Source organism: Nocardia sp. NPDC059240 (assembly GCF_042753865.1).
GTDB lineage: Bacteria > Actinomycetota > Actinomycetes > Mycobacteriales > Mycobacteriaceae > Nocardia.
The window spans coordinates 399,853-420,689 of the sequence record NZ_JBHZAC010000006.1; the positions used below are offsets into that span (position 1 = coordinate 399,853).

Annotated in this window: 15 protein-coding genes; 2 read left to right on the forward strand and 13 right to left on the reverse strand. The window is 66.0% G+C overall.

The window, feature by feature from the left end; translation table 11 throughout:
- Positions 1 to 39 precede the first annotated feature (39 nt).
- A complete protein-coding gene (locus ACFXHA_RS23840; RefSeq protein ID WP_379360245.1) occupies positions 40 to 576 on the reverse strand; it encodes a CGNR zinc finger domain-containing protein in 537 nt (178 codons plus the stop codon).
- Positions 577 to 615: 39 nt separating this feature from the next.
- On the opposite strand from ACFXHA_RS23840, the gene ACFXHA_RS23845 reads away from it, so the two are divergent.
- Positions 616 to 1,569, forward strand: a complete 954-nt coding sequence (locus ACFXHA_RS23845; RefSeq protein ID WP_379360247.1) for a DMT family transporter — start codon at positions 616 to 618, stop codon at positions 1,567 to 1,569.
- A 77-nt stretch (positions 1,570 to 1,646) separates the two neighbouring features.
- Positions 1,647 to 2,363: a hypothetical protein gene (locus ACFXHA_RS23850; protein ID WP_379360249.1), complete on the forward strand. Its 717-nt coding sequence runs from the start codon at positions 1,647 to 1,649 to the stop codon at positions 2,361 to 2,363.
- Positions 2,364 to 2,380: 17 nt separating this feature from the next.
- Here the strand turns inward: ACFXHA_RS23850 and ACFXHA_RS23855 are convergent, their stop codons facing one another.
- The 12 genes from ACFXHA_RS23855 to ACFXHA_RS23910 form a co-directional block, all read right to left on the reverse strand.
- Positions 2,381 to 2,836, reverse strand: a complete 456-nt coding sequence (locus tag ACFXHA_RS23855) for a hypothetical protein (RefSeq protein WP_379360251.1) — start codon at positions 2,834 to 2,836, stop codon at positions 2,381 to 2,383.
- 137 nt (positions 2,837 to 2,973) lie between these two features.
- Positions 2,974 to 6,927: a DNA-directed RNA polymerase subunit beta' gene (locus ACFXHA_RS23860; RefSeq protein WP_379360252.1), complete on the reverse strand. Its 3,954-nt coding sequence runs from the start codon at positions 6,925 to 6,927 to the stop codon at positions 2,974 to 2,976.
- 95 nt (positions 6,928 to 7,022) lie between these two features.
- Positions 7,023 to 10,511, reverse strand: coding sequence for a DNA-directed RNA polymerase subunit beta (locus ACFXHA_RS23865; RefSeq protein WP_379360254.1), 3,489 nt, complete (start codon positions 10,509 to 10,511; stop codon positions 7,023 to 7,025).
- A gap of 578 nt (positions 10,512 to 11,089) precedes the next feature.
- A complete protein-coding gene (locus ACFXHA_RS23870; protein ID WP_379360256.1) occupies positions 11,090 to 11,836 on the reverse strand; it encodes a hypothetical protein in 747 nt (248 codons plus the stop codon).
- A gap of 13 nt (positions 11,837 to 11,849) precedes the next feature.
- Entirely contained in the window at positions 11,850 to 12,728 is an 879-nt protein-coding gene (locus ACFXHA_RS23875; RefSeq protein WP_379360258.1) for a hypothetical protein, read from the reverse strand.
- Between the two features lie 45 nt (positions 12,729 to 12,773).
- Positions 12,774 to 14,018 carry an MCE family protein gene (locus tag ACFXHA_RS23880; protein WP_379360260.1) on the reverse strand — a complete coding sequence of 415 codons (1,245 nt, stop codon included), beginning with the start codon at positions 14,016 to 14,018 and terminating at the stop codon, positions 12,774 to 12,776.
- Positions 14,015 to 15,256, reverse strand: coding sequence for an MCE family protein (locus tag ACFXHA_RS23885; protein ID WP_379360262.1), 1,242 nt, complete (start codon positions 15,254 to 15,256; stop codon positions 14,015 to 14,017). The genes ACFXHA_RS23880 and ACFXHA_RS23885 overlap by 4 nt, the downstream gene beginning before the upstream one ends.
- Positions 15,253 to 16,524, reverse strand: coding sequence for an MCE family protein (locus ACFXHA_RS23890; RefSeq protein ID WP_379360264.1), 1,272 nt, complete (start codon positions 16,522 to 16,524; stop codon positions 15,253 to 15,255). The genes ACFXHA_RS23885 and ACFXHA_RS23890 overlap by 4 nt, the downstream gene beginning before the upstream one ends.
- 3 nt (positions 16,525 to 16,527) lie before the next feature.
- The gene (locus ACFXHA_RS23895) at positions 16,528 to 17,535 is read right to left on the reverse strand and encodes an MCE family protein (protein ID WP_379360266.1); all 1,008 of its coding nucleotides are present in this window, start codon (positions 17,533 to 17,535) and stop codon (positions 16,528 to 16,530) included.
- Positions 17,535 to 18,611, reverse strand: a complete 1,077-nt coding sequence (locus ACFXHA_RS23900) for an MCE family protein (protein WP_379360693.1) — start codon at positions 18,609 to 18,611, stop codon at positions 17,535 to 17,537. The genes ACFXHA_RS23895 and ACFXHA_RS23900 overlap by 1 nt, the downstream gene beginning before the upstream one ends.
- Before the next feature lie 8 nt (positions 18,612 to 18,619).
- Complete coding sequence (locus ACFXHA_RS23905) at positions 18,620 to 19,972, reverse strand: MCE family protein (RefSeq protein WP_379360268.1); 1,353 nt, start codon at positions 19,970 to 19,972, stop codon at positions 18,620 to 18,622.
- Complete coding sequence (locus tag ACFXHA_RS23910; protein WP_379360270.1) at positions 19,969 to 20,835, reverse strand: MlaE family ABC transporter permease; 867 nt, start codon at positions 20,833 to 20,835, stop codon at positions 19,969 to 19,971. The genes ACFXHA_RS23905 and ACFXHA_RS23910 overlap by 4 nt, the downstream gene beginning before the upstream one ends.
- Between the last annotated feature and the right edge of the window lie 2 nt (positions 20,836 to 20,837).

Genomic DNA, 20,837 nt, shown 5'->3' on the forward strand with positions numbered 1-20,837 from the left:
TATGACGCACCCGGAGCTATCGGCCCGCACCCGAACCGATCAGCCGACGGCCTTACGCGCCCGATAGGCCGCCACCGCATTGCGATTGGTACACGCCGGTGAGCAATAGCGGCGAGAACGGTTGCGGGACAGGTCCAGCACGATGCCTTCACAGGTGTCGTCCGCGCAGATGGCCAGGCGCGACAATTCGTCGGCGCGGATCAGGTCGATCATGGCCATCGCGGTCTCGACCGCGATCCGCACCTCCAGCGGGGCATCGGGCGAGACGGCGTGGATGTGATAGTCCAGCGCATCGTGCCGGACCAGCTGCGGAACGGCCCGATGCCGGGCCAGGATGCCGTTCACCAGCTCTACGGCGGTATCGCGATCGGCGGTCAGCAGGCGGCGCAGCGGGGCGCGCTGAGCGCGGACGGCGGCCAGTTCGGCGGCCGTTCGGGCGTGCACGCCGGTGTAGCGATGTCTGACGAAGAAGGCGTCGAGCTGGGCGACCTCGGTGAGGGTGTCCGGCTCCTCGGCCGAGTTCACCAGCTCGACCGCCGCGGCCATGGATGCCACCGTGTCATCAGCGAAAAGCACGTTGACATATTACACACCCGCCCCTTAGCGTCATTAGTCATGGCGACCTTGACTCATGACACGGTGGTGACCTCGCACCGGTTGCGCACTGGCTTGCTCACCGCCGCGTTGTCGGCGTCGGCCTTCGGACTCTCCGGCCCCCTGGCACGCGGTCTCATGGACGCGGGCTGGAGTCCCGCCTCGGTCGTCATCGTGCGCGTCCTGCTCGGCGCGACCGTCCTGCTGCCGGTCGCCCTGGTGCAGCTACACGGCGACTGGAACCTGCTGCGCCGCAATGCCGGACTGCTGCTCGGCTACGGGCTGCTCGCGGTCGCCTCGGCGCAACTGGCCTACTTCAATGCCGTCGCCCATATGGCGGTCGGCGTCGCACTGCTCATCGAATACACCGCGCCCATCGCGGTCATCGTATGGCTGTGGTTGCGGCACAGCCAGAAGCCGGGGCGCGCAACGGTTCTCGGCGCGATCATCGGCATCGCCGGACTGATCCTGGTGCTGAACCTGCGCGACGCGGCGCACACCAGCTGGATCGGCATCGCCTGGGCCATGGGCGCGATGGTCGGCGCGGCAGCGTATTTCATCCTGTCCGCGCATGCCGGCGACGCGGTGCCCGGCACCGTGCTGGCCACCGGCGGGCTGCTGGTCGGCGGGATCGGCATCCTGGCGGCCGGACTGATCGGCATCGTGCCGCTGCATGCCACCACGAATGCGGTGGCGTTCCAGGGCTTCACGGTCGACTGGTGGGTGCCGCTGCTCGCGCTCGGCGTGGTCACCGCGGCCATCGCCTACGTCACCGGCATCACCGCCACGCGGTTGCTCGGCTCCCGGCTCGCCTCCTTCGCGGCGCTCGGCGAAGTGCTGGCCGCCATCCTGTTCTCGTGGGCGCTATTGGGCCAGACGCCCGCGCCGATTCAATTGCTCGGCGGCGCATTGATTCTCATCGGCGTGGTGGTCGTGCGCCTCGGCGAGCCCGCGGACGACCTCTCTGCGCCATAACTCTTCACATCTCGAGTTGATAACGGTAGTTTGTCGCAAATGCCGGGGGAACTCGTCCGCGACCGAGAGAAGCCACCATGCGTGTCACCAAATACCTTGCGCCCGCTCTGCTCTGCCTGACCGCCACCGCGGTCGCGGGCACCGCGTTCCCGGGTACCGCCGCCGCCGAACCGGCCCCCGCGCCCGCGCAGCCCGCCCTCCAGATCAAGGGCACCGACCACAACATCGGCTACGACGTGGCACTCTCCACCGACCAGCGTTCGGCCGTCAGCACGCTGCAGGCGGGGCACTTCCTGGCCACCTGGGACGGCGACGCCGTCATCGTCACCGACGACAACGGCGTCCTGGTCTCCACCATCCCGCTGAAGTACGACATCGCCGGTAAGACAGCCGAATTCACCCCGGTCATCGACCAGGACAACCACCGCCTCACCCTCACCCCGGTCGGCGAATCCACGACCCCGCTGCACGATGTCGACGCCCAGCAACGCCTCTTCGACGTGGTCCAGGCGCACATGCCCGCGGTCGCCACCGGCGCGGCCATCGGAGCCACCATCGGGTTCATCGCGGGCTTCCCCCTCGGCCTGTTCGTCGTCGACTTCATCACCGCCCCGCTGCTCGCCGTGGTCGGCGGGGTCATCGGCGGCGTGGTCGGACTCGCGGTGGACGGCGGCCAGGAAGCCTCCGACGCCACCACCGACTACCTCAACTCACTGGCCCCCGGCACCGGGGACGCCTTCCGGCCCGCCTTCGCGGCGCTGTCCACCCTCCCCATCCCGATGCCCACGAACTGACCAGCCCGCCAACCGAATCAGTCGAGGAAACTCACCGATTCGATCGGCAATGTGTTGGCCCAGTGGTACCACCAGACATTCACTTCCTGAGTGAGACCGAAGCGGAGCGTGTGTCCGGCCGCTGGGCCATCCACAACCGTCCACAAGCCGTTGGGCTGGCCGATCACGCGGCTGACACTGCCGTCGGACCAGGCGAACTGCCCGAGGGTCGGCGAATCGAGTGCGTTCCAAGGTAATTCGGCGGTGAAGTGGCCCGACACGATGCCGGGCAACCACGGACTCGAACAGCCCCAGACATCCGCTTCGCGATGGATACTCTGGCCCGCGCTGCCGGTACCGGGCACCATGCTGCCGGTCAGCAGACCGCCGTGCGCACACCCGCCCGGCCCCGGATCGGCCTGCGCGAGCGGCAGACTCACCGACAACGCCGCCCCGCACAGCAGGGCCACGACCACACCACGACGAGCAGACATGCCGAATCCTCCCGGCCGGGGGCTAGCAAAACCGTCGCAACCAGCATAAACCCGGCTTCGGCGAATCGGCCCCGAAACGAAAACGGCCCCCGCTCCGGGAAGGAGCGGGGGCCGAAATCTCTTGGCTGCCTACAGGCTTAGCGGTAGTCGCTGAAGCCGTAGTCGTCCAGCGGCACCGCGGCACCGGTGGAGGTGCCGAAGCCGTCCGGGCTGTAGTAGCTGTCGTCGTAGGACGGGACAGCGTACGCGGCCTGACGCGCCTCTTCGGTCGGCTGAACCTGGATGTTGCGGTACCGGTTGATGCCGGTACCGGCCGGGATCAGCTTACCGATGATCACGTTCTCCTTCAGGCCGATCAGCTTGTCGGAGCGGCAGTTGATCGCGGCGTCCGTGAGCACGCGGGTGGTCTCCTGGAAGGAGGCCGCCGACAGCCACGAATCGGTCGCGAGCGACGCCTTGGTGATACCCATCAGGACCGGACGGCCGGAAGCCGGCTCGGCGCCCTCGGACACAACGCGACGGTTCGAGTTCTCGAACTCGGCGCGCTCCACCAGGGAGCCGGGCAGGAACTCGGTCGCACCCGAATCGATGATCGTCACGCGACGCAGCATCTGGCGCACGATGACCTCGATGTGCTTGTCGTGGATCGACACACCCTGCGAGCGGTAGACCTCCTGGACCTCGTGGACCAGGTGGATCTGCACCTGACGGGGACCCATCACGCGCAGCACCTCGTGCGGATCCGCGGAGCCCTCCAGCAGCTGCTGGCCGACTTCCACGTGATCGCCGTCGGCGAGCAGACGCTCGGAACCGTCCTCGTGCTTGAACACCCGCAGTCGCTGACGCTTCGACAGCTTGTCGTACAGGACCTCGTCCGACCCGTCGTCCGGGATGATCGTGATCTTGTAGAAGCGGTCGTCGTCCTCGAGCCGCACGCGACCCGACACCTCGGCAATGGGAGCCTTGCCCTTGGGAACACGAGCCTCGAAGAGCTCCTGAACTCGGGGCAGACCACCCGTGATGTCGTCACCCGCGACACCACCCTGGTGGAAGGTACGCATGGTCAGCTGGGTACCGGGCTCACCGATGGACTGCGCGGCGACGATACCGACGGCCTCACCGATGTCCACCAGCTTGCCGGTCGCCATCGAGCGGCCGTAGCAGGTCGCACACACGCCGGTGCCGGTGGTGCAGGTCAGCACGGAGCGGACCTTCACCTCGGTGATACCGGCGTCGAGCAGCGCCTCCAGGGCGGGATCGCCCAGGTCGTGGCCCTTCTCGACCACCACGTTGCCCTTGGCGTCGACCGCGTCGGTGGCCAGCGTACGAGCGTAGGTGCTGGTCTCCACGTGGGCGTCACGGATGAGCGAGCCGTCGGCCTGCTTCTCCGCGATCGGCACCACGATGCCGCGCTCGGTGCCACAGTCGGTCTCGCGCACGATGACGTCCTGCGACACGTCCACCAGACGACGGGTCAGGTAACCCGAGTCGGCGGTACGAAGCGCGGTGTCGGCCAGACCCTTTCGCGCACCGTGGGTGTTGATGAAGTACTCCAGAACCGTCAGACCCTCACGGAAGGAGGACTTGATCGGCTGCGGGATGAACTCACCCTTCGGGTTCGTCACCAGACCCTTCATACCGGCGAGGGTACGAGTCTGGGTGAAGTTACCCGTGGCGCCCGAGTCGACGATCGTGATGATCGGGTTGTCGGCCGGGTAGTGCGCACGCAGCGCCTTACCGACCTCTTCGGTCGCTTCCTGCCAGATCTTGACCAGGGCGTTGTTGCGCTCCTGGTGATCCAAAGCACCACGCTGGTACTTCTTCTCGATCTGATCGGCCTGCGCGTCGTAACGCGCCATGATCTCGGCCTTCTCGGTCGGCACGAGCACGTCCGACATGGCGACCGTGACACCGGAACGCGTGGCCCAGTAGAAGCCCGAGTCCTTCAGCTTGTCGACGGTCTGCGCGACCACGATCATCGGGTAGCGCTCGGCGAGATCGTTGATGATCGCCGCCTGACGCTTCTTCGGCATCGGCTCGTCGATGAACGCGTAGTCCGCCGGGAGCAGATCGTTGAAGATGACGCGACCCAGCGTGGTGGTGGTGAGCCACGCGTCGCCACGCTGCCAGCCGTTCGGGAACAGCTCGGTCTCGACGTCGCGCGGCGGGCGCTGCTCGGTCAGACGGATCTTGATCAGCGAACGCACGGTCAGCTCACCGCGGTCGACGGCCATCTGCGCCTCGGCGGGCGAGGAGTAGACGCCGAACTCGGCCTGATCCTTGGCAGCCGGGCGGTACTCGCCCTTCGCGTTCTCTTCGAGACGGGTCAGGTAGTACAGACCGGTCACCATGTCCAGACGCGGCATGGCGAGCGGACGACCCGACGCCGGCGACAGGATGTTGTTCGAGGACAGCATCAGGATGCGGGCCTCGGCCTGCGCCTCCGCGGACAGCGGAAGGTGCACGGCCATCTGGTCACCGTCGAAGTCGGCGTTGAACGCCTCACACACGAGCGGGTGCAGCTGGATGGCCTTACCTTCGACCAGCAGCGGCTCGAAGGCCTGGATACCCAGGCGGTGCAGGGTGGGCGCACGGTTCAGCAGCACCGGGTGCTCGGAGATGACCTCTTCGAGGACATCCCACACCTGGGGACGCTGACGCTCGACCATCCGCTTGGCGGACTTGATGTTCTGCGCGTGGTTGAGATCCACCAGACGCTTCATGACGAACGGCTTGAACAGCTCGAGCGCCATCAGCTTCGGCAGACCACACTGGTGCAGCTTCAGCTGCGGACCGACCACGATGACCGAACGGCCCGAGTAGTCGACACGCTTACCGAGCAGGTTCTGACGGAAACGACCCTGCTTGCCCTTGAGCAGATCGCTCAGGGACTTCAGCGGGCGGTTACCCGGACCGGTGACCGGACGGCCACGACGGCCGTTGTCGAACAGCGCGTCCACCGACTCCTGAAGCATGCGCTTCTCGTTGTTCACGATGATCTCGGGCGCACCCAGATCGATCAGTCGCTTCAAACGGTTGTTGCGGTTGATGACGCGGCGGTACAGGTCGTTCAGGTCGGAGGTCGCGAAGCGGCCACCGTCCAGCTGCACCATCGGGCGCAGCTCCGGCGGGATCACCGGCACGGCGTCGAGGACCATGCCCATCGGCGAGTTGCCGTTGGTCTGGAACGCGGCGACGACCTTCAGACGCTTCAGCGCGCGAAGCTTCTTCTGGCCCTTGCCCGTACGAATGGTCTCGCGCAGGAACTCGGCCTCGGCGTCGATGTCGAAGGTCTCCATGAGCTTCTGGATCGCCTCGGCACCCATTGCGCCCGTGAAGTATTCGCCGTAGCGGTCCTGCAGCTCGCGGTAGATCACCTCGTCGATGATCAGCTGCTTCTTGGCCAGCTTGGTGAAGGTGGTCCAGATCTCGTCGAGCCGGTCCAGCTCACGCTGCGAACGGTCGCGCATCTGACGCATCTCGCGCTCGCCGCCGTCCTTGACCTTGCGGCGGACGTCGGACTTGGCGCCCTCGGCCTCCAGCTCGGCCATGTCGGCTTCCAGCTTCTGGGCCCGGGCCTCGAGGTCGGCGTCACGCTGATCGGCGACGGTCTTCTTCTCGACCTCCATCTCCGCCTCGAGCGTGGACAGCTCGTTGTGACGCAGCTCGTCGTCGACGGCCGTGATCACGTACGCGGCGAAGTAGATGATCTTCTCGAGATCCTTCGGCGCGAGGTCGAGCAGGTAGCCCAGTCGCGACGGCACACCCTTGAAGTACCAGATGTGGGTAACCGGGGCGGCCAGCTCGATGTGGCCCATGCGCTCACGACGCACCTTGGCGCGAGTCACCTCGACACCACAGCGCTCGCAGATGATGCCCTTGAAGCGGACGCGCTTGTACTTACCGCAGTAGCACTCCCAGTCCCGGGTGGGACCGAAGATCTTCTCGCAGAAGAGGCCGTCCTTCTCCGGCTTCAGCGTGCGGTAGTTGATGGTCTCCGGCTTCTTGACCTCGCCAAACGACCAATTACGAATGTCTTCGGCAGAGGCCAGGCCGATCCGGAGTTCATCGAAGAAGTTGACGTCTAGCACGTAACTTCCTTTCCCCTGTTCGGGTTGAGTTTGAGCAAAAGTTCGCTAAATCCGTTGCCGTGGGGCGCTTTTGACGGCGCCCCACGACCGATCGCTCACTGCGCCAGGTCGTCGACCGTCGCAGCCTCGTTGCGGGACAGGTTGATACCCAGGTTCGCCGCGGCGCGCTCCAGGTCCTCATCGTCACCGTCGCGCATTTCGATGGCGGCACCGTCCGAGGACAGCACCTCCACGTTCAGGCACAGCGACTGGAGTTCCTTGAGCAGAACCTTGAACGACTCCGGGATACCCGGCTCCGGAATGTTCTCGCCCTTGACGATGGCCTCGTACACCTTCACACGGCCGACCACGTCGTCCGACTTGATGGTGAGGAGCTCCTGCAGGGTGTAGGCCGCGCCGTACGCCTGCATGGCCCAACATTCCATTTCACCGAAGCGCTGACCACCGAACTGCGCCTTACCACCCAGCGGCTGCTGCGTGATCATCGAGTACGGACCGGTCGAACGCGCGTGGATCTTGTCGTCGACCAGGTGGTGCAGCTTCAGGATGTACATGTAGCCGACGGCGACCGGGTACGGGAACGGCTCGCCGGAGCGGCCGTCCAGCAGGATCGCCTTGCCGTTGTCGTCGATCATCTTCTCGCCGTCGCGGTTCGGCAGAGTCGAACCGAGCAGGCCGGTCAGCTCTTCCTCACGCGCACCGTCGAACACCGGGGTGGCGATGTTCGTGTCGGCGGGCTGTCCGATCATCTCGGCGGGCAGGTTCTTCGCCCAGTCCGGGGTGCCGTCGACCTGCCAGCCGGTCTTGGCGATGTAACCCAGATGGGTTTCCAGCACCTGACCGATGTTCATACGACGCGGCACACCGTGGGTGTTCAGGATGATGTCGACCGGCGTGCCGTCCGGGAGGAACGGCATGTCTTCCTGCGGAAGGATCTTGCCGATGACACCCTTGTTGCCGTGGCGGCCGGCCAGCTTGTCGCCGTCCTGGATCTTGCGCTTCTGCGCAACGTAAACGCGCACAAGCTCATTGACGCCGGGGGGCAGATCGTCGTCGTCGTCACGCGAGAAGACGCGCACGCCGATGACCTTGCCGGACTCACCGTGGGGCACCTTGAGGGAGGTGTCGCGAACCTCGCGAGCCTTCTCACCGAAGATGGCGCGCAGCAGGCGCTCTTCGGGGGTCAGCTCGGTCTCGCCCTTCGGGGTGACCTTGCCGACCAGGATGTCGCCGTCACGGACCTCCGCGCCGATGCGCACGATGCCGCGCTCGTCCAGGTCCGCGAGGACCTCGTCGGAGACGTTCGGGATGTCCCGGGTGATCTCCTCGGCACCGAGCTTGGTGTCGCGAGCGTCGATCTCGTGCTCCTCGATGTGGATCGAGGTGAGCACGTCGTCCTCCACGAGGCGCTGCGACAGGATGATCGCGTCCTCGTAGTTGTGGCCTTCCCACGGCATGATCGCCACGAGCAGGTTCTTGCCCAGGGCCATCTCACCGTTCTGGGTGCAAGGACCGTCGGCGAGCACGTGCCCGGACTCCACGCGGGTGCCCTCGTCCACGATCGGACGCTGGTTGGCGCAGGTGCCCTGGTTGGAGCGCTCGAACTTGCGCAGGCGGTAGCTGCGGCGGGTGCCGTCGTCGTGCATGACGGTGATGAAGTCGGCCGAAACCTCTTCCACCACACCGGCCTTCTGGTTCACGACCACGTCGCCGGCGTCGACCGCGGCACGCAGCTCCATACCGGTGCCGACCAGCGGCGACTCGGAACGGACCAGCGGCACGGCCTGACGCTGCATGTTCGCGCCCATGAGGGCACGGTTGGCGTCGTCGTGCTCGAGGAACGGAATCATGGCCGTCGCGACCGACACCATCTGGCGCGGCGAGACATCCATGTAGTCGATGTCCTTGGCCGGGACGTATTCCATTTCCTCGTTGCCGTGGCGGGCGAGGACGCGATCCTCGAGGAACTTGCCGTCCGAGTCCACCGGCGAGTTCGCCTGGGCGCGGATGTGGCGGTCTTCCTCGTCGGCGGTGAGGTACTTGACCTCATCGGTGACGCGGCCGTCGACGACCTTGCGGTACGGGGTCTCGATGAAGCCGAACGGGTTCACGCGGGCGTAGACCGAGAGCGAACCGATCAGGCCGATGTTCGGGCCTTCCGGGGTCTCGATCGGGCACATGCGGCCGTAGTGCGACGGGTGGACGTCACGGACTTCCAGGCCGGCGCGCTCACGGGACAGACCACCCGGGCCCAGCGCCGAGAGACGACGCTTGTGGGTCAGACCCGAGAGCGGGTTGTTCTGGTCCATGAACTGCGACAGCTGCGAGGTGCCGAAGAATTCCTTGATCGCCGCCACGACGGGACGGATGTTGATCAGGGTCTGCGGCGTGATGGCCTCGACGTCCTGGGTGGTCATGCGCTCACGCACGACACGTTCCATACGCGAGAGGCCGACGCGGATCTGGTTCTGGATCAGCTCGCCAACCGTCCGCAGACGACGGTTGCCGAAGTGGTCGATGTCATCGACGTCGACCGGGACTTCGGAGCCACCGGGGGCGGTCATCATGCGATCGCCCTGGTGCAGACGGACCAGGTATTCGATCGTCGCGACGATGTCTTCCTTGGTCAGCGTCGAGCCGGTGACCGGCTGGTCCAGGTTCAGGCCCAGCTTCTTGTTGATCTTGTAGCGACCGACGCGCGCCAGGTCGTAGCGCTTCTCCTTGAAGAACAGGTTCTCCAGCAGGGTCTGCGCGGACTCCTTGGTCGGCGGCTCGCCCGGACGCAGCTTGCGGTAGATGTCGAGCAGCGCCTCGTCCTGACCCGGGGTGGAGTCCTTCTCGAGGGTGGACATCATGATCTCGGAGAAACCGAAACGCTCGGTGATCTCCTCGGCCGTCAGCCCCAGCGCCTTCAGCAGCACGGTGACCGGCTGGCGACGCTTGCGGTCGATACGCACACCGACGGTGTCGCGCTTGTCGACGTCGAACTCCAGCCACGCGCCGCGCGAGGGGATGACACGCACGGAGTGCAGCGTCTTCTCGGTCGACTTGTCGATGGAGTCGTCGAAGTACACACCCGGCGAACGGACCAGCTGCGACACGACGACGCGCTCGGTGCCGTTGATGATGAACGTGCCCTTGTCGGTCATCATCGGGAAATCACCCATGAAGACCGTCTGAGACTTGATCTCACCGGTGTTGTTGTTGATGAACTCCGCCGTCACGAACAGCGGAGCCGCATACGTCATGTCCTTGTCCTTGCACTCTTCGATAGAGGCCTTGACCTCTTCGAAGCGCGGGTCGGAGAAGGACAGTGACATGGAACCGGAGAAGTCCTCGATCGGCGAAAGCTCCTCGAGCACCTCCTCGAGGCCCCCGACGGGGTTCGTGACGTCGCCGCGCGCGATGGCACGTTCACGCCAGTCTGCTGAACCGACCAGCCAGGCGAACGATTCGGTTTGTAGATCGAGAAGTCCGGGAACCTCGAGGGGTTCGCGAATCTTCGCGAAAGACACCCGCTTCGGGGCTCCGGGGATACCGGCCTTGGTCTGGGTGGAGACTGCCAAGATGCGTCCTTCCAGCACCTCACGCGCGTCGCGTGGTGGTCCGCGACCGTCGCTTGTCTGCTACGAATTCCGCTGGTTACTACCCCGAACGAAACCCGAACAGCAGACAGCGGAAGTAACACCGGAAGGTGGAACTTTCGTGATGCGATCGAGGTATGGACAGGAGGCAGCCAGCGCAACGTCCAAAACTACACCCAAACCTACGGGGGTGTCAAAGTACCACCCGTGGCGATCCGTGGGCGGCAACTTCGCCCCGGTGTGTCTGTGTCGATATCGGGGCGACCCGCGCCCGATATCGGCACTTCCGAGTGACGGTCTCCACATGGATTTCCGGCTGGGCCGCAGAGTCCGCTGGCTGCGTTCGCAAGGCCCTCGCCGGCGTCCTGTCCCCTGTGACAGCCGCCGCTGTTGTGAATAGCGTGACGGCTCGGGCGAAAGTCGTCAAGTGGCGGCCCGAGTTGACAAATCGCGAGATCGCCTGTCCCACTACAAGATCACCCGGCGACGTGGCGCAATACCGGAAAGACACCGGTGAGCGGCCCGGTCGGAGACCACTTCACCGGTGATTCGCGACTACTTGTCGGTGATGTCCGCGCCTACTTGTCGGTGATATCGGAGGCCAGCCAATGGCCGCCGACCTTCTGCATGCGCAGCACGATCGGGCCCGAGGCCAAGGGTTCGGGCTTGCCGTCCTTGATGGCCGAGATATTCAGGTTGACCAGCAGTTCCGCGCGGTCGCCGGTGAGCAGGGTCACGCCGATCGGGTCGGTCTTGACCTCGGTGTCGGTCTGGGTCTGCTTGATGGTGTCGACCGTGGTGTCGACGTACTTGGCGAAGTCCTTCTGCATCTTGTCGGTGAGCACCGAGTTGACCGTGGACTTCCACTTGTCGATATCGGCGGCCTTGTAGCCGTAGAGGGTGGCCAGGGCGTGATCGCCGGCGGCCTTCACCTCGTCGGTGGCGCCGTTGTCGACGTAGGCGAGATTTCCGGAATCCGACTTGGGCTTCTCCACCCAGTGGAACACCGCGCCGGTCACCGCGAAGGCCAGCAGCAGCACCGAGACCGCTCCGCAGATCGTGGCGACACCCCAGTTACGCCAAAATCCGCCCTGCCGGGTCGGCTTGGAATACTGTTGCGAGGCAGGGAGTTTGGTCAGACCCGAACCGCGCGGCGGGGTGGAACGTGACGCGGATCGGCCGGAACGCTCGGTGGTGGACCGGGCGTTCTTCACTGTTGAGGCGTTCTGCACGTCTGCCGCGGTCCTGCGCGACGCGGTGCCGCGAGCGGCGGCCGGGCGGCGCGGGGTGGTGACGCGGTTGACGGGGCGTTTCCGATTGGCCATGGGTCACTCCCTCCTAGTTGCCCGGTTTGGGGGACGGGGTCTGGGTCGAGGTCGGCTGCTGGGCGTCCTGCTGCGGCGCGGCCGTGCCCAGCGGCACCGGTTCGCCCAGGTTCTGGGCCTTCTCGGCCTTCCAGGTGCTGCCGACCTTGACCATGTCGAGCGTCCACAGTTGGCGGAAGGTGGCGGGCTGGCCGCCGGGCCAGCTGCGGGTGATCTTCAGCACCGCGAAGGCGGAGGCGTGGTCGAGTTCGCTGTTGAGCGTGGTGAGCGTGAGGCCCTCGACGTCGGCGGTGATGCGGGTCTTGGAGTCCTGGGCGGTCTGCTTGAGCTGATCCTGCCCGTCCTCCTGCTGCTTGAGCAGGTCCCCGGTCATGGATGACCGGATATTTGCCAGCGACCCGTCGATATCGTCCGGGTTGATGGTCATGAGGTTCACCACGGCCTGCCGGGCATCGGTCAGGGCGGCGTCGCGGGCCGAGGCGCGGTTGTCGTCCTTGTGGTCGCCGAACCAGAGGAAGCCGACCACCGCCGCGGCGACGATGGAGGCGGCCAGCAACACGACCGAGCCGATCAGCGCGAAACGCTGCATGTCCGAGGCGGGCGGCTGATCCACGGACGGTGCCGCGGCCTCGGGCTGAGCAGGCTTCTCCAGCACCACGGTCGGCCCGGCGGATTCGGCTGTCGCGGTTTCGGTTTCATCCGTCACCGCGTCCTCGACGGTCTCGGACTCCGGGTGCTCAACGGTCTCGGACTCGGTGTCCGCGCCCGCCTGTTGAAAGGTTTCGCTGGTCGCGACGTCGGCCCAGGACGGGTCCGGGGTTGTTTCGGGAACCGACTCGCTCGTCGGCTTCTCGAGGTTCTCCCCCGAATCGCTGTCCTTTTGCTGGCTCACGCCGCCACCATACTTTCCTCTCTTCGCGTCCTAGCTGGCACGCGGTCAGTGCTTGACTGTGACGCCCATCAGCGTGGACAGCTGGGTCGCGACCGGGTTCAGGTTGAGCTTCTCCGGGTCGTACTTGGGCTTGTCGTCCCACGGCTGCGGGACGCTCGGGTCGGCCAGTTCGGCGCGCGCGCCGCCGCGGACGGCGGTTTCGCTGCCCTGCGGAACGGTGCAGGCGGCCTGGGTGTTGAACGGGAAGTCGTCGCGACTGTCGTCGAAGTTGGGGTTCTGGGCCTTCATTTGGTCCAGAATCCGTTGCGTGCCTTCGTATCCGACGGTGCAGGCGGGCGGGTTGTTGGTCTCGAGCACCAGGCCGAAGTGGGTGGTGCCGTCGCCGGGCGCGGTGGAGGAGCCACCGAGCGGCAGCAGCGGCAGCATGGCCAGCACCGGGCCGAGCGCGTAGAACTTCGGCGACACGGTCAGCAGCAGGGTGCGCAGGTTGGCGAGGTTCGTGGTGAGGGCCGGGCCGCTCTCCTGCAGCAGGCGCTGGATCGCGGAGCCCGCGTCGGTGCCGGTGCCGATGAGGCGGCGGATGTCCGGGTCGTTGGACTTCAGCTGCGCGGTGAGCTTGTCGAGGCCGTCGCTGAACTGCAGGATCGCCGGGGACTGCTCGGCCTGGGTGTCCAGCGCGGTGTGGGCAGAGCGGATCAGCGCGAGGGTCTGCTGCAGGTTGTCGCCACTGGCGGTGGCGGTGAACTTGTTGAGCGAGTCGACCAGGATCTTGAGGTCGTCGCCGCGGCCGTCGAACGCCTTGCCCAGCTCGGTGATGGTGGTGGACAACGCCTTCAGATCGGTGGTGCTGGCGAAGCTGTCGACGCTGGAGAGCAGTTCCTCGACGTGGATGGGCGTGGCCGCACCCTTGATGACCGACCCGTCGTGCAGGTAGGGCGAGGTGTCGCTGGTCGGCATCAGGTCGACGTACTGCTCGCCGATGGCGGAGCGGTCGGCGATGACGGCGACGGCGTTGGTGGGCACCTTGGGCTTGCCGGAGTTCATCTCCAGGGTGATGAGCACGCCGTCGGGGGTGACGTCGAGGTCGCCGACGCGGCCCACGGGCACGCCGCGGTAGGTGACCTCAGCGCCCTTGGACAGGTTGCCGGTCTCCTTGGCCTCGACCTTCACCTTGTAGAGCCCGAAGCCCAGCATGTTGTCCAGGCGAACGTATTTCGCGCCGACGAACACCACGCCGAGCACGGCGATGAGCGCGAAGGCGATCAACTGATTGCGTACCAGGCGTGTCATCGCGGACCACCCACTCCCAGCTGCTCGAGGATCGATCCGAGCGGATCGGTCGGTCCGGTGGCCCCGGTCGGCCGCGCCACGGTGGGCGGCAGCGGCAGCAGGGAGATGGTCGGCCAGCCGCCGCGCGGCCCGTTGCCGTTGTAGTACGGGTTGGTCGGATCGACGTACACCGGGCGGCCGGTGGGCGGCAGGTACTGCGGATCCTGTTTGCCGACACCGAGATTCGACAGCAGGGTGCCGATCTGCAGGTCCACCGAGAGCCAGGTGTTGACCTGGCCGCCGAACGTGGACTTGATCGCCTCGTCCGGGAACGGGTAGGTCGGCAGCAGCGGGAACGCGGACACCAGGTCGTTGGACGACGCGCCCAGCGCCTGCAGCGTGGGCCGCAGCGAGGACAGGTCGGTGATCAGGTTGTCCTTCGAGTGGTTGAGCACGTCGAATCCGGCCTGTCCCACCCGATCCAGCTGGGTGAGCAGCTGAATCAGTTGCGGCCGTTGCTCATTGAGGATCTTGATGCCGGCGGGCAGCTCGTCGAGGACCTTGGAGATCTGGGTGGTCTGCTGCGCCACCCGGGTCGAGAGCGTGTCGAGACCGTCCAGTGCGCGGGTGATGTTGCCGACCTGGTCGTCGAGGCCCTTGATCAGGGTGTTGGCCTGGTCCAGCAGATCGCGGACCTTGCCCTCGCGACCGCCGAGAGTCTTGTTGAGCTCCACCACGATCGGCTGCAACTGCGCCACGCCGCCACCGTTGAGCAGCAGCGACAGCGCGCCCAGCACCTGCTCGACCTCGGTCGCGGTCTGGGTGTTCTCGACCGGGATCTTGGCTCCGTCCTTCAGTGGCGCGGAGTCGGCATCCTTTGCGGGAGCGGACAGTTCGATGTACTTCTCACCGAGCAGGTTGGTCTGCTTGACCTCGGCGTGCGCATTGGCGGGCAGCTTCACGTCATCGTTGACCAGCACCTGCACGCTGGCTTCCCAGGAGTTGTCGGGTGCGATGCGGATCTTGTCGACGCGGCCCACGGCCACACCGTCGACCTTCACCGACGACTGCGGGACCAGGTCCAGCACGTCGGCGAAGCGAATGTCGAGGTGCAGCGGGTGTTTACCCACATTGGGGCCGCCGGGCAGCGGAATGCTGTCCGCGCCGCAGCCCGCGGCCACCAGGGTGACCGCGCCCAGCGAGGTGGCGACCAGGGCGGCCCGCCTGATCCGGCCTCCGCGAATCCGGTTGGCGCTCATCGCTGCCCACCTTCCTGCTGCGACGGCGGCAGCTGGTCGGACGGATTGCCGGGGACGGAGCCGGGGACCGTGTTGTGCTGCTCGTTCTCGCCGCTCAGGATGCCGAAGGGCAGCACCAGCGACGGCGTCTTCACGCCCGCGGTGATCTGATCGGTGATCGCCTTGCAGTTGTTCAGGATCGGCCCGAGCTGCCGGGAGATGGCGTCGAACTTGGGGTCGCCGGGACGCAGCTTGCCCAGGTCCAGCATCTTGCAGACGACACCGAACGGGTCCTGCATATCGGTGAAGTTGGTGCGCATGTTGAGCGTGCCGGTCTCGGCGTCGTGCACGTTGATCAGGTTGCTCAGCGCGGTCGGGATGAGCGGCAGCGCCTTGGCCAGATCGTCGCGTTGATCGGCGAGGGTCTGGGTGAGCTTGGTCAGCGCGTCGGCGTTGGACTGCACCAGATCCCGGTTGTTGTCGATGAACCGGGCCACGTCGCCGAGCGCGACCGACAGCAGGCTCAGCGCGTCGCCGAGGGTCTGGCGTTCGTCGGACAAGAACCCGGCCAGCGAGGCCAGCTGGGTGTTGAAGGTCCGCACCTGGGTGTCGTTGTCGGCCAGCATCTGCACGAAGGTCTGCAGGTTCTTGACCGTGTCGAAGATGTCGGTACGCGAATCCGAGAGCGCGTGCGCGGCCTTGGACAGCTGGGTGAAGCTGTTGCCCAGTGCCTCACCGTTGCCGGAGAGGTTCTCCGCGCCGGTGCGCACCAGCTGGTTCAGTGCGCCTTCACCATTCGCGCCGGGCTTGTTCGCGCCGTCCGGGCCGAGGGCGTCGGACAGTTCGGTGATGCTCTTGTAGAGCCGGTCCACCTCGACGGGAGTCGCGGTGCGGTCCTTCGGGATGCTGGCGTTGCGGCCCATCTTGGGTCCGCCCTTGTAGGCGGGCGCGAGCTGGATGTACCGGTCCGACACCACCGACGGGGTGATCTGGGCGGCCTTGGCGTCGGCGGGGATGTCGTATTTGCGATCCACCTCCATGACCACCTCGACGATGTCGCCCTTGGGCGTCACCTTGGTGACATGGCCGACCGGGACGCCCAGGATGCGGACGTCCGAGCCCTCGTAGATGCCGATGGACTTGTCGAAGGCCGCGGTGATGGTGGTGGTGTTGAGCTTCTGGAAGCCCCACCACCCGGCACCCGCGAGCACGACGGCCAGCACGGCCACCGCGGCGATGACCTTGCTCTTGGTACTCGAACCGCGCAGGGCGGTCAGCGGATTCGTCACGGACTAACCTCCCAGCTTTCGGATCGGATCCCGGTTGCCCGGAACATCCGGCAGGGCCGGCGGAATCAGGTTGGTGATGACCGCGTCGAACCAGCGGCCGGTGCCCAGCACGTTGGAGTAGAGCCCGTAGAAGGGCGCGGCCAGGGTGAGGGTCTTGGAGATGTCGGCCTGATGGTTGTTGAGCAGGTCGATGGTCTTGTTGAGGTTGGTCAGCGCCGGGCCGATCTGTTCCTCGTTGTCCTTGACCAGCGCGGTCAGTTCCGTCGCAACGGTTTTCGCGCCGGTGAGCAGCTGGTGGATGGCCTGCTGGCGGACGTTCAGCTCGGCCAGCAGCTGGCCGCCGTTGGCGATCAGCCGCTCGAATTCCTGATTGCGGTCCGCGAGCACCTTGGAGGTGGTCTTGGTGGCGGCGAAGAGCTGCTTGAGCTGATCGTCGCGCTTGGCCAGGGATTCCGAAAGCCGGGCGACGCCGTCGATGGAGCCGCGCAGTTCCGGCGGGGTCGCCGAGAAGGCGTCCGAGAGCACCCGGAAGCTCTGCGCGAGCTGATCGGTCTTGGTGTCCTCGATGTTCTTGGCGGCATCGCTGAAGGCGTCCACCACGTCGTAGGGAGACACGGTGCGCGAGAGCGGGATCCGATCCGACGGGCTGAGCAGCTTGGTGCCCTTGGGATCGAGCGCCAGATACTTCTGCCCGAGCAGGGTCTTGATCTGGATCGAGGCGGTGGTCTCGTTACCGACCCAGGCGTCCTGGGTGCGGAAGTCGACGAGCACCTTGTCGCCGTCGAGGCGGACGTCGGAGACCGCGCCCACCTTCACACCGGCGATGCGGACCTCATTGCCCTTCTTCAGGCCGGCGGCCTCGGAGAATTCGGCGGTGTACTTGGTACCCGCCGAGAGCAGCGGCAGCTTGTCGAGGCTGAACGCGGACATGGTCACCAGCAACACCATGAGCAGGCCGAGCCCGCCCATGAATGCCGGACTGCGCTTGCCGAGTACGGCGCGGTCGTCCATCAGCGGCCTCCCTTCCCATGGCAGCGCGGGGCCGGATTCGTGTAGATCGGCTGATTCACCGTCGGCATGTTCGCCAGTGCGGGCGGCAGATTCAGCTGCGGCGCGTCCTTGGTGCCCGGCCCGGCGACGATGTCGATGCCGCACAGGTAGAACTGGAACCAGGAGCCGTAAGAGGCGGCGCGGCCGAGCTTCTCCATCTTGATCGGCAGGTTCGTCAGACCCTGGTCGACCTCGTCCTTGCGGTCGTTGAGCGTGCCGGTGAGCTGGTTGAGGCCCGCGATCGCGCCCTGCAGGTTCGGCCGCACCGGGACCAGCAGGTCGCCGGTGGCCGAGGCCAGATTGCCCAGCGAGGTGATCGCGGAACCGATGGTGCCGCGATCCGCGTTGAGCCCGGTGACCAGCGCCTCGGTGTTCACGATCAGCTGGTCGAGCTGGTCGCCACGCGAATTGATGCTGTCCAGCACGGCATTCAGGTTCGTGATCAGCGAACCGATCACCGCGTCCTTGTCGGCCACCTTGTTGGTGAGCGAGGCGGTGGTGGCCACCAGATCCCGGATGGTGCCGGATTCACCCTGGAAGACCTGGATGATCTCCGAGGACAGCTTGTTCACGTCCTCGGGGGTGAGGGTCTGGAACAGCGGCCGGAAGCCGTTGAACAGCTCGGTCAGATTGACCGCGGGCTTGGTGCGCTCCAGCGGAATCGTCGAGCCCTTGTTCATCTTGCGGCCCTGCTGCCCCGCGCCCTGCTCCAGCGCGATGTAGCGCTGGCCCACCAGGTTGCGGTACTTGATGGTCGCGGTGGTGGAGGCGGGCAGCCAATTCCGGTCGCTCAGTTCGAATTCCACATTGGCCAGGCGCTTGTCCACGATGGACACCCCGGTCACCTTGCCGACGCGGACACCCGCGATGCGCACCTCGTCGCCCTTGTTCAGCGACGTCACATCGGTGAAACGGGCATTGAACTTGGTGCCGCCGCCACCGTAATTGGCGATGGTCAGCGCCAGCACGCCCGTCAGGAAGACCGTGACGAGAATGAAGGCGATCAGTTTGGTCAGCGTCGGCCCGAGGCCGCGCAACAGATCCTTCACTTGACGCTCACCTCACTGCCGCGGAACGCCGGGGCGGCAATCTTGGTCACCCAGGTGGGCACCTCTTCGGGCGAAACTCCGTGCGCGGCACCGTAGATGGCGCCCAGCGCCTGGGCCTCCTGCGGCGAGTACGCGGTGCTGGGGGCCTGCGGCCCGTACACCTTGTACTGCGGTTCCGCCATCTTGCCGATGTTCTGGTCACCCGGATTGCGGCTGGGCGGCTGGTAGGAGCCGTCATTCGCGGAACCGTCGGTGTACTGGCCCGGGTCGGTGCCGGGCGGGTACATCGGGACGCACAGCGGCGGACGCGTATCGAACCAGCGCGGCTCGTCCTGGTTGGGGATGTAGCGGCCGCGCGGATTCACGATCTGCACGGTCACCCGCGAACCCGGCAGGTCGGTGTCCTTGCCGAAGATCTGGTCGATGCGCGGCTTGAGCTCCGCGAAACCGGCCAGCGCGCAGGCGTAGCTGGGCGAGTACTTGGCCAGTGCCTCGAGCGCGGGCCGCGAGTCGGCGGCCACGTCGATGATGTTGTCGCGGTTGGCCACCAGGAAGTCCGCGGTGGTCGAGGCGCTCGGGGTGAGCGTCGCCAGCAGGGTGTCGATCTGCGAACGCTTCTGCACGATGGTCGCGTTGGTGGTGCGCAGGTTGTCCAGCGCGTTCACCAGTTGCGGCGCGGCATCGGAGTAGGTGGTGGCCACGTCGGCCAGGCTCTTGAGATCCTGCTGCAGCGTCGGCATTTCACCGTTGACCTGGGTGATGATGTCGTCGAGCCGGTCGACGGTCTTACCCAGTTCCTCACCCTGACCCTGCAGCGCGTTGGACAGCGCGCCCAGCGTGGAGGACAGGTACTGCGGCGGAATCGCCTGCAGCAGCGGCAGAATGTGGTCCAGCAGCTGGCTCACCTCGACGGCATTGCCGGTGGTGTCCTGCTTGAGGGTGACACCCGCGGTGAGGTGCCCCTGCGGGTTGTCCGGCCACATCAGATCGATGTAGCGCTCACCGAAGAGCGTCTTGGGCAGCAGTCGCGCGGTCACATTGGCCGGGATCTTGCTCGCCTTGTCCGGATCGATGGCCAGATCCAGGGTGACGTTCTTGCCGTCGTACTTGCTCGACCGCATCTCGCCGACCGTCACCCCGCGGACCTTCACATCCGCGTTGCGGGTCAAGGCGTTTCCGACGGTGTCGGTGATCAGGTTGACCCGCACCGTATCGGTGAACTGCTTGTTGTAGATGGCGATGGTGGTCCACAGGAACAGGGCCACCACCGCGAAGAACAGCACGCCGAGGGTGCGCTTGCGCACCTTCTCGGTGGAGCGCCAGAACTCGACGTTCTTCGGATTGCTCATCCGGCCACCCGCACCGTCGTGGTCGTGCCCCAGATCGCCAGGGACAGGAAGAAGTCCAGCACGTTGATCAGCACGATCGCGGCACGCACCGCGCGGCCCACGGCCACGCCGACACCCGCCGGACCGCCGGAGGCGTTGTAGCCGTAGTAGCAGTGCACCAGGATGATCACGAACGCGAAGACGAGCACCTTCACGAACGAATAGAGCACGTCTTCCGGTGGCAGGAACAGGCTGAAGTAGTGGTCGTAAGAACCACTCGATTGCCCGTTGAAGTAGATGCTGATCAGCCGCGACGCCACATAGGTGCCCAGCAGGCCGACCACGTACAGCGGAATCACCGCGAGGAAGCCCGCGATGGCGCGCGTGGTCACCAGGAACGGCACCGACGGCACCGCCATCACCTCGAGTGCGTCGATCTCCTCGGAGATCCGCATGGCGCCGAGTTGCGCGGTGAAGCCACAGCCGACGGTCGCCGAAAGTGCCAGCGCCGCAACCAGGGGCGCGAGCTCTCGGGTGTTGATGTAGCCGGTCAGGAAGCCGGTGAGGACTCCCGAGCCAAGGGCGTCAAGGGCTTTGAAGCCCTGCAGGCCGACGACCACACCGACCGAGGCCGACATGAAGACGATGACACCGATGGTGCCGCCGATGACCGCCAGCGCACCCGAACCGAAGGTTACCTCGGCGAGCAGCCGCATGACCTCCTTGCGGAAGTGCACGATGGTCTTCGGGATCGCGCCGATCGCCCTGGAGTAGAACGACATCTGGTCCCCGGCCTTGTCGACCAGGTTCACCGGGGCTTGAAGCACAGGCTTCACCCGGCGCGCCGACCGGGTGAAAACGGTGGAACGCTGCGAAACGACCATGG

Excerpts from the sequence above, each read along its gene's own strand:
- ACFXHA_RS23845 (WP_379360247.1), top strand. The coding sequence starts at position 616 with ATGGCGACCTTGACTCATGACACGGTGGTGACCTCGCACCGGTTGCGC.
- ACFXHA_RS23885 (WP_379360262.1), bottom strand. The coding sequence starts at position 15,256 with ATGAGCGCCAACCGGATTCGCGGAGGCCGGATCAGGCGGGCCGCCCTG.
- ACFXHA_RS23910 (WP_379360270.1), bottom strand. The coding sequence starts at position 20,835 with ATGGTCGTTTCGCAGCGTTCCACCGTTTTCACCCGGTCGGCGCGCCGG.
- ACFXHA_RS23850 (WP_379360249.1), top strand. The coding sequence starts at position 1,647 with ATGCGTGTCACCAAATACCTTGCGCCCGCTCTGCTCTGCCTGACCGCC.
- ACFXHA_RS23895 (WP_379360266.1), bottom strand. The coding sequence starts at position 17,535 with ATGGACGACCGCGCCGTACTCGGCAAGCGCAGTCCGGCATTCATGGGC.
- ACFXHA_RS23905 (WP_379360268.1), bottom strand. The coding sequence starts at position 19,972 with ATGAGCAATCCGAAGAACGTCGAGTTCTGGCGCTCCACCGAGAAGGTG.
- ACFXHA_RS23870 (WP_379360256.1), bottom strand. The coding sequence starts at position 11,836 with ATGGCCAATCGGAAACGCCCCGTCAACCGCGTCACCACCCCGCGCCGC.
- ACFXHA_RS23880 (WP_379360260.1), bottom strand. The coding sequence starts at position 14,018 with ATGACACGCCTGGTACGCAATCAGTTGATCGCCTTCGCGCTCATCGCC.
- ACFXHA_RS23855 (WP_379360251.1), bottom strand. The coding sequence starts at position 2,836 with ATGTCTGCTCGTCGTGGTGTGGTCGTGGCCCTGCTGTGCGGGGCGGCG.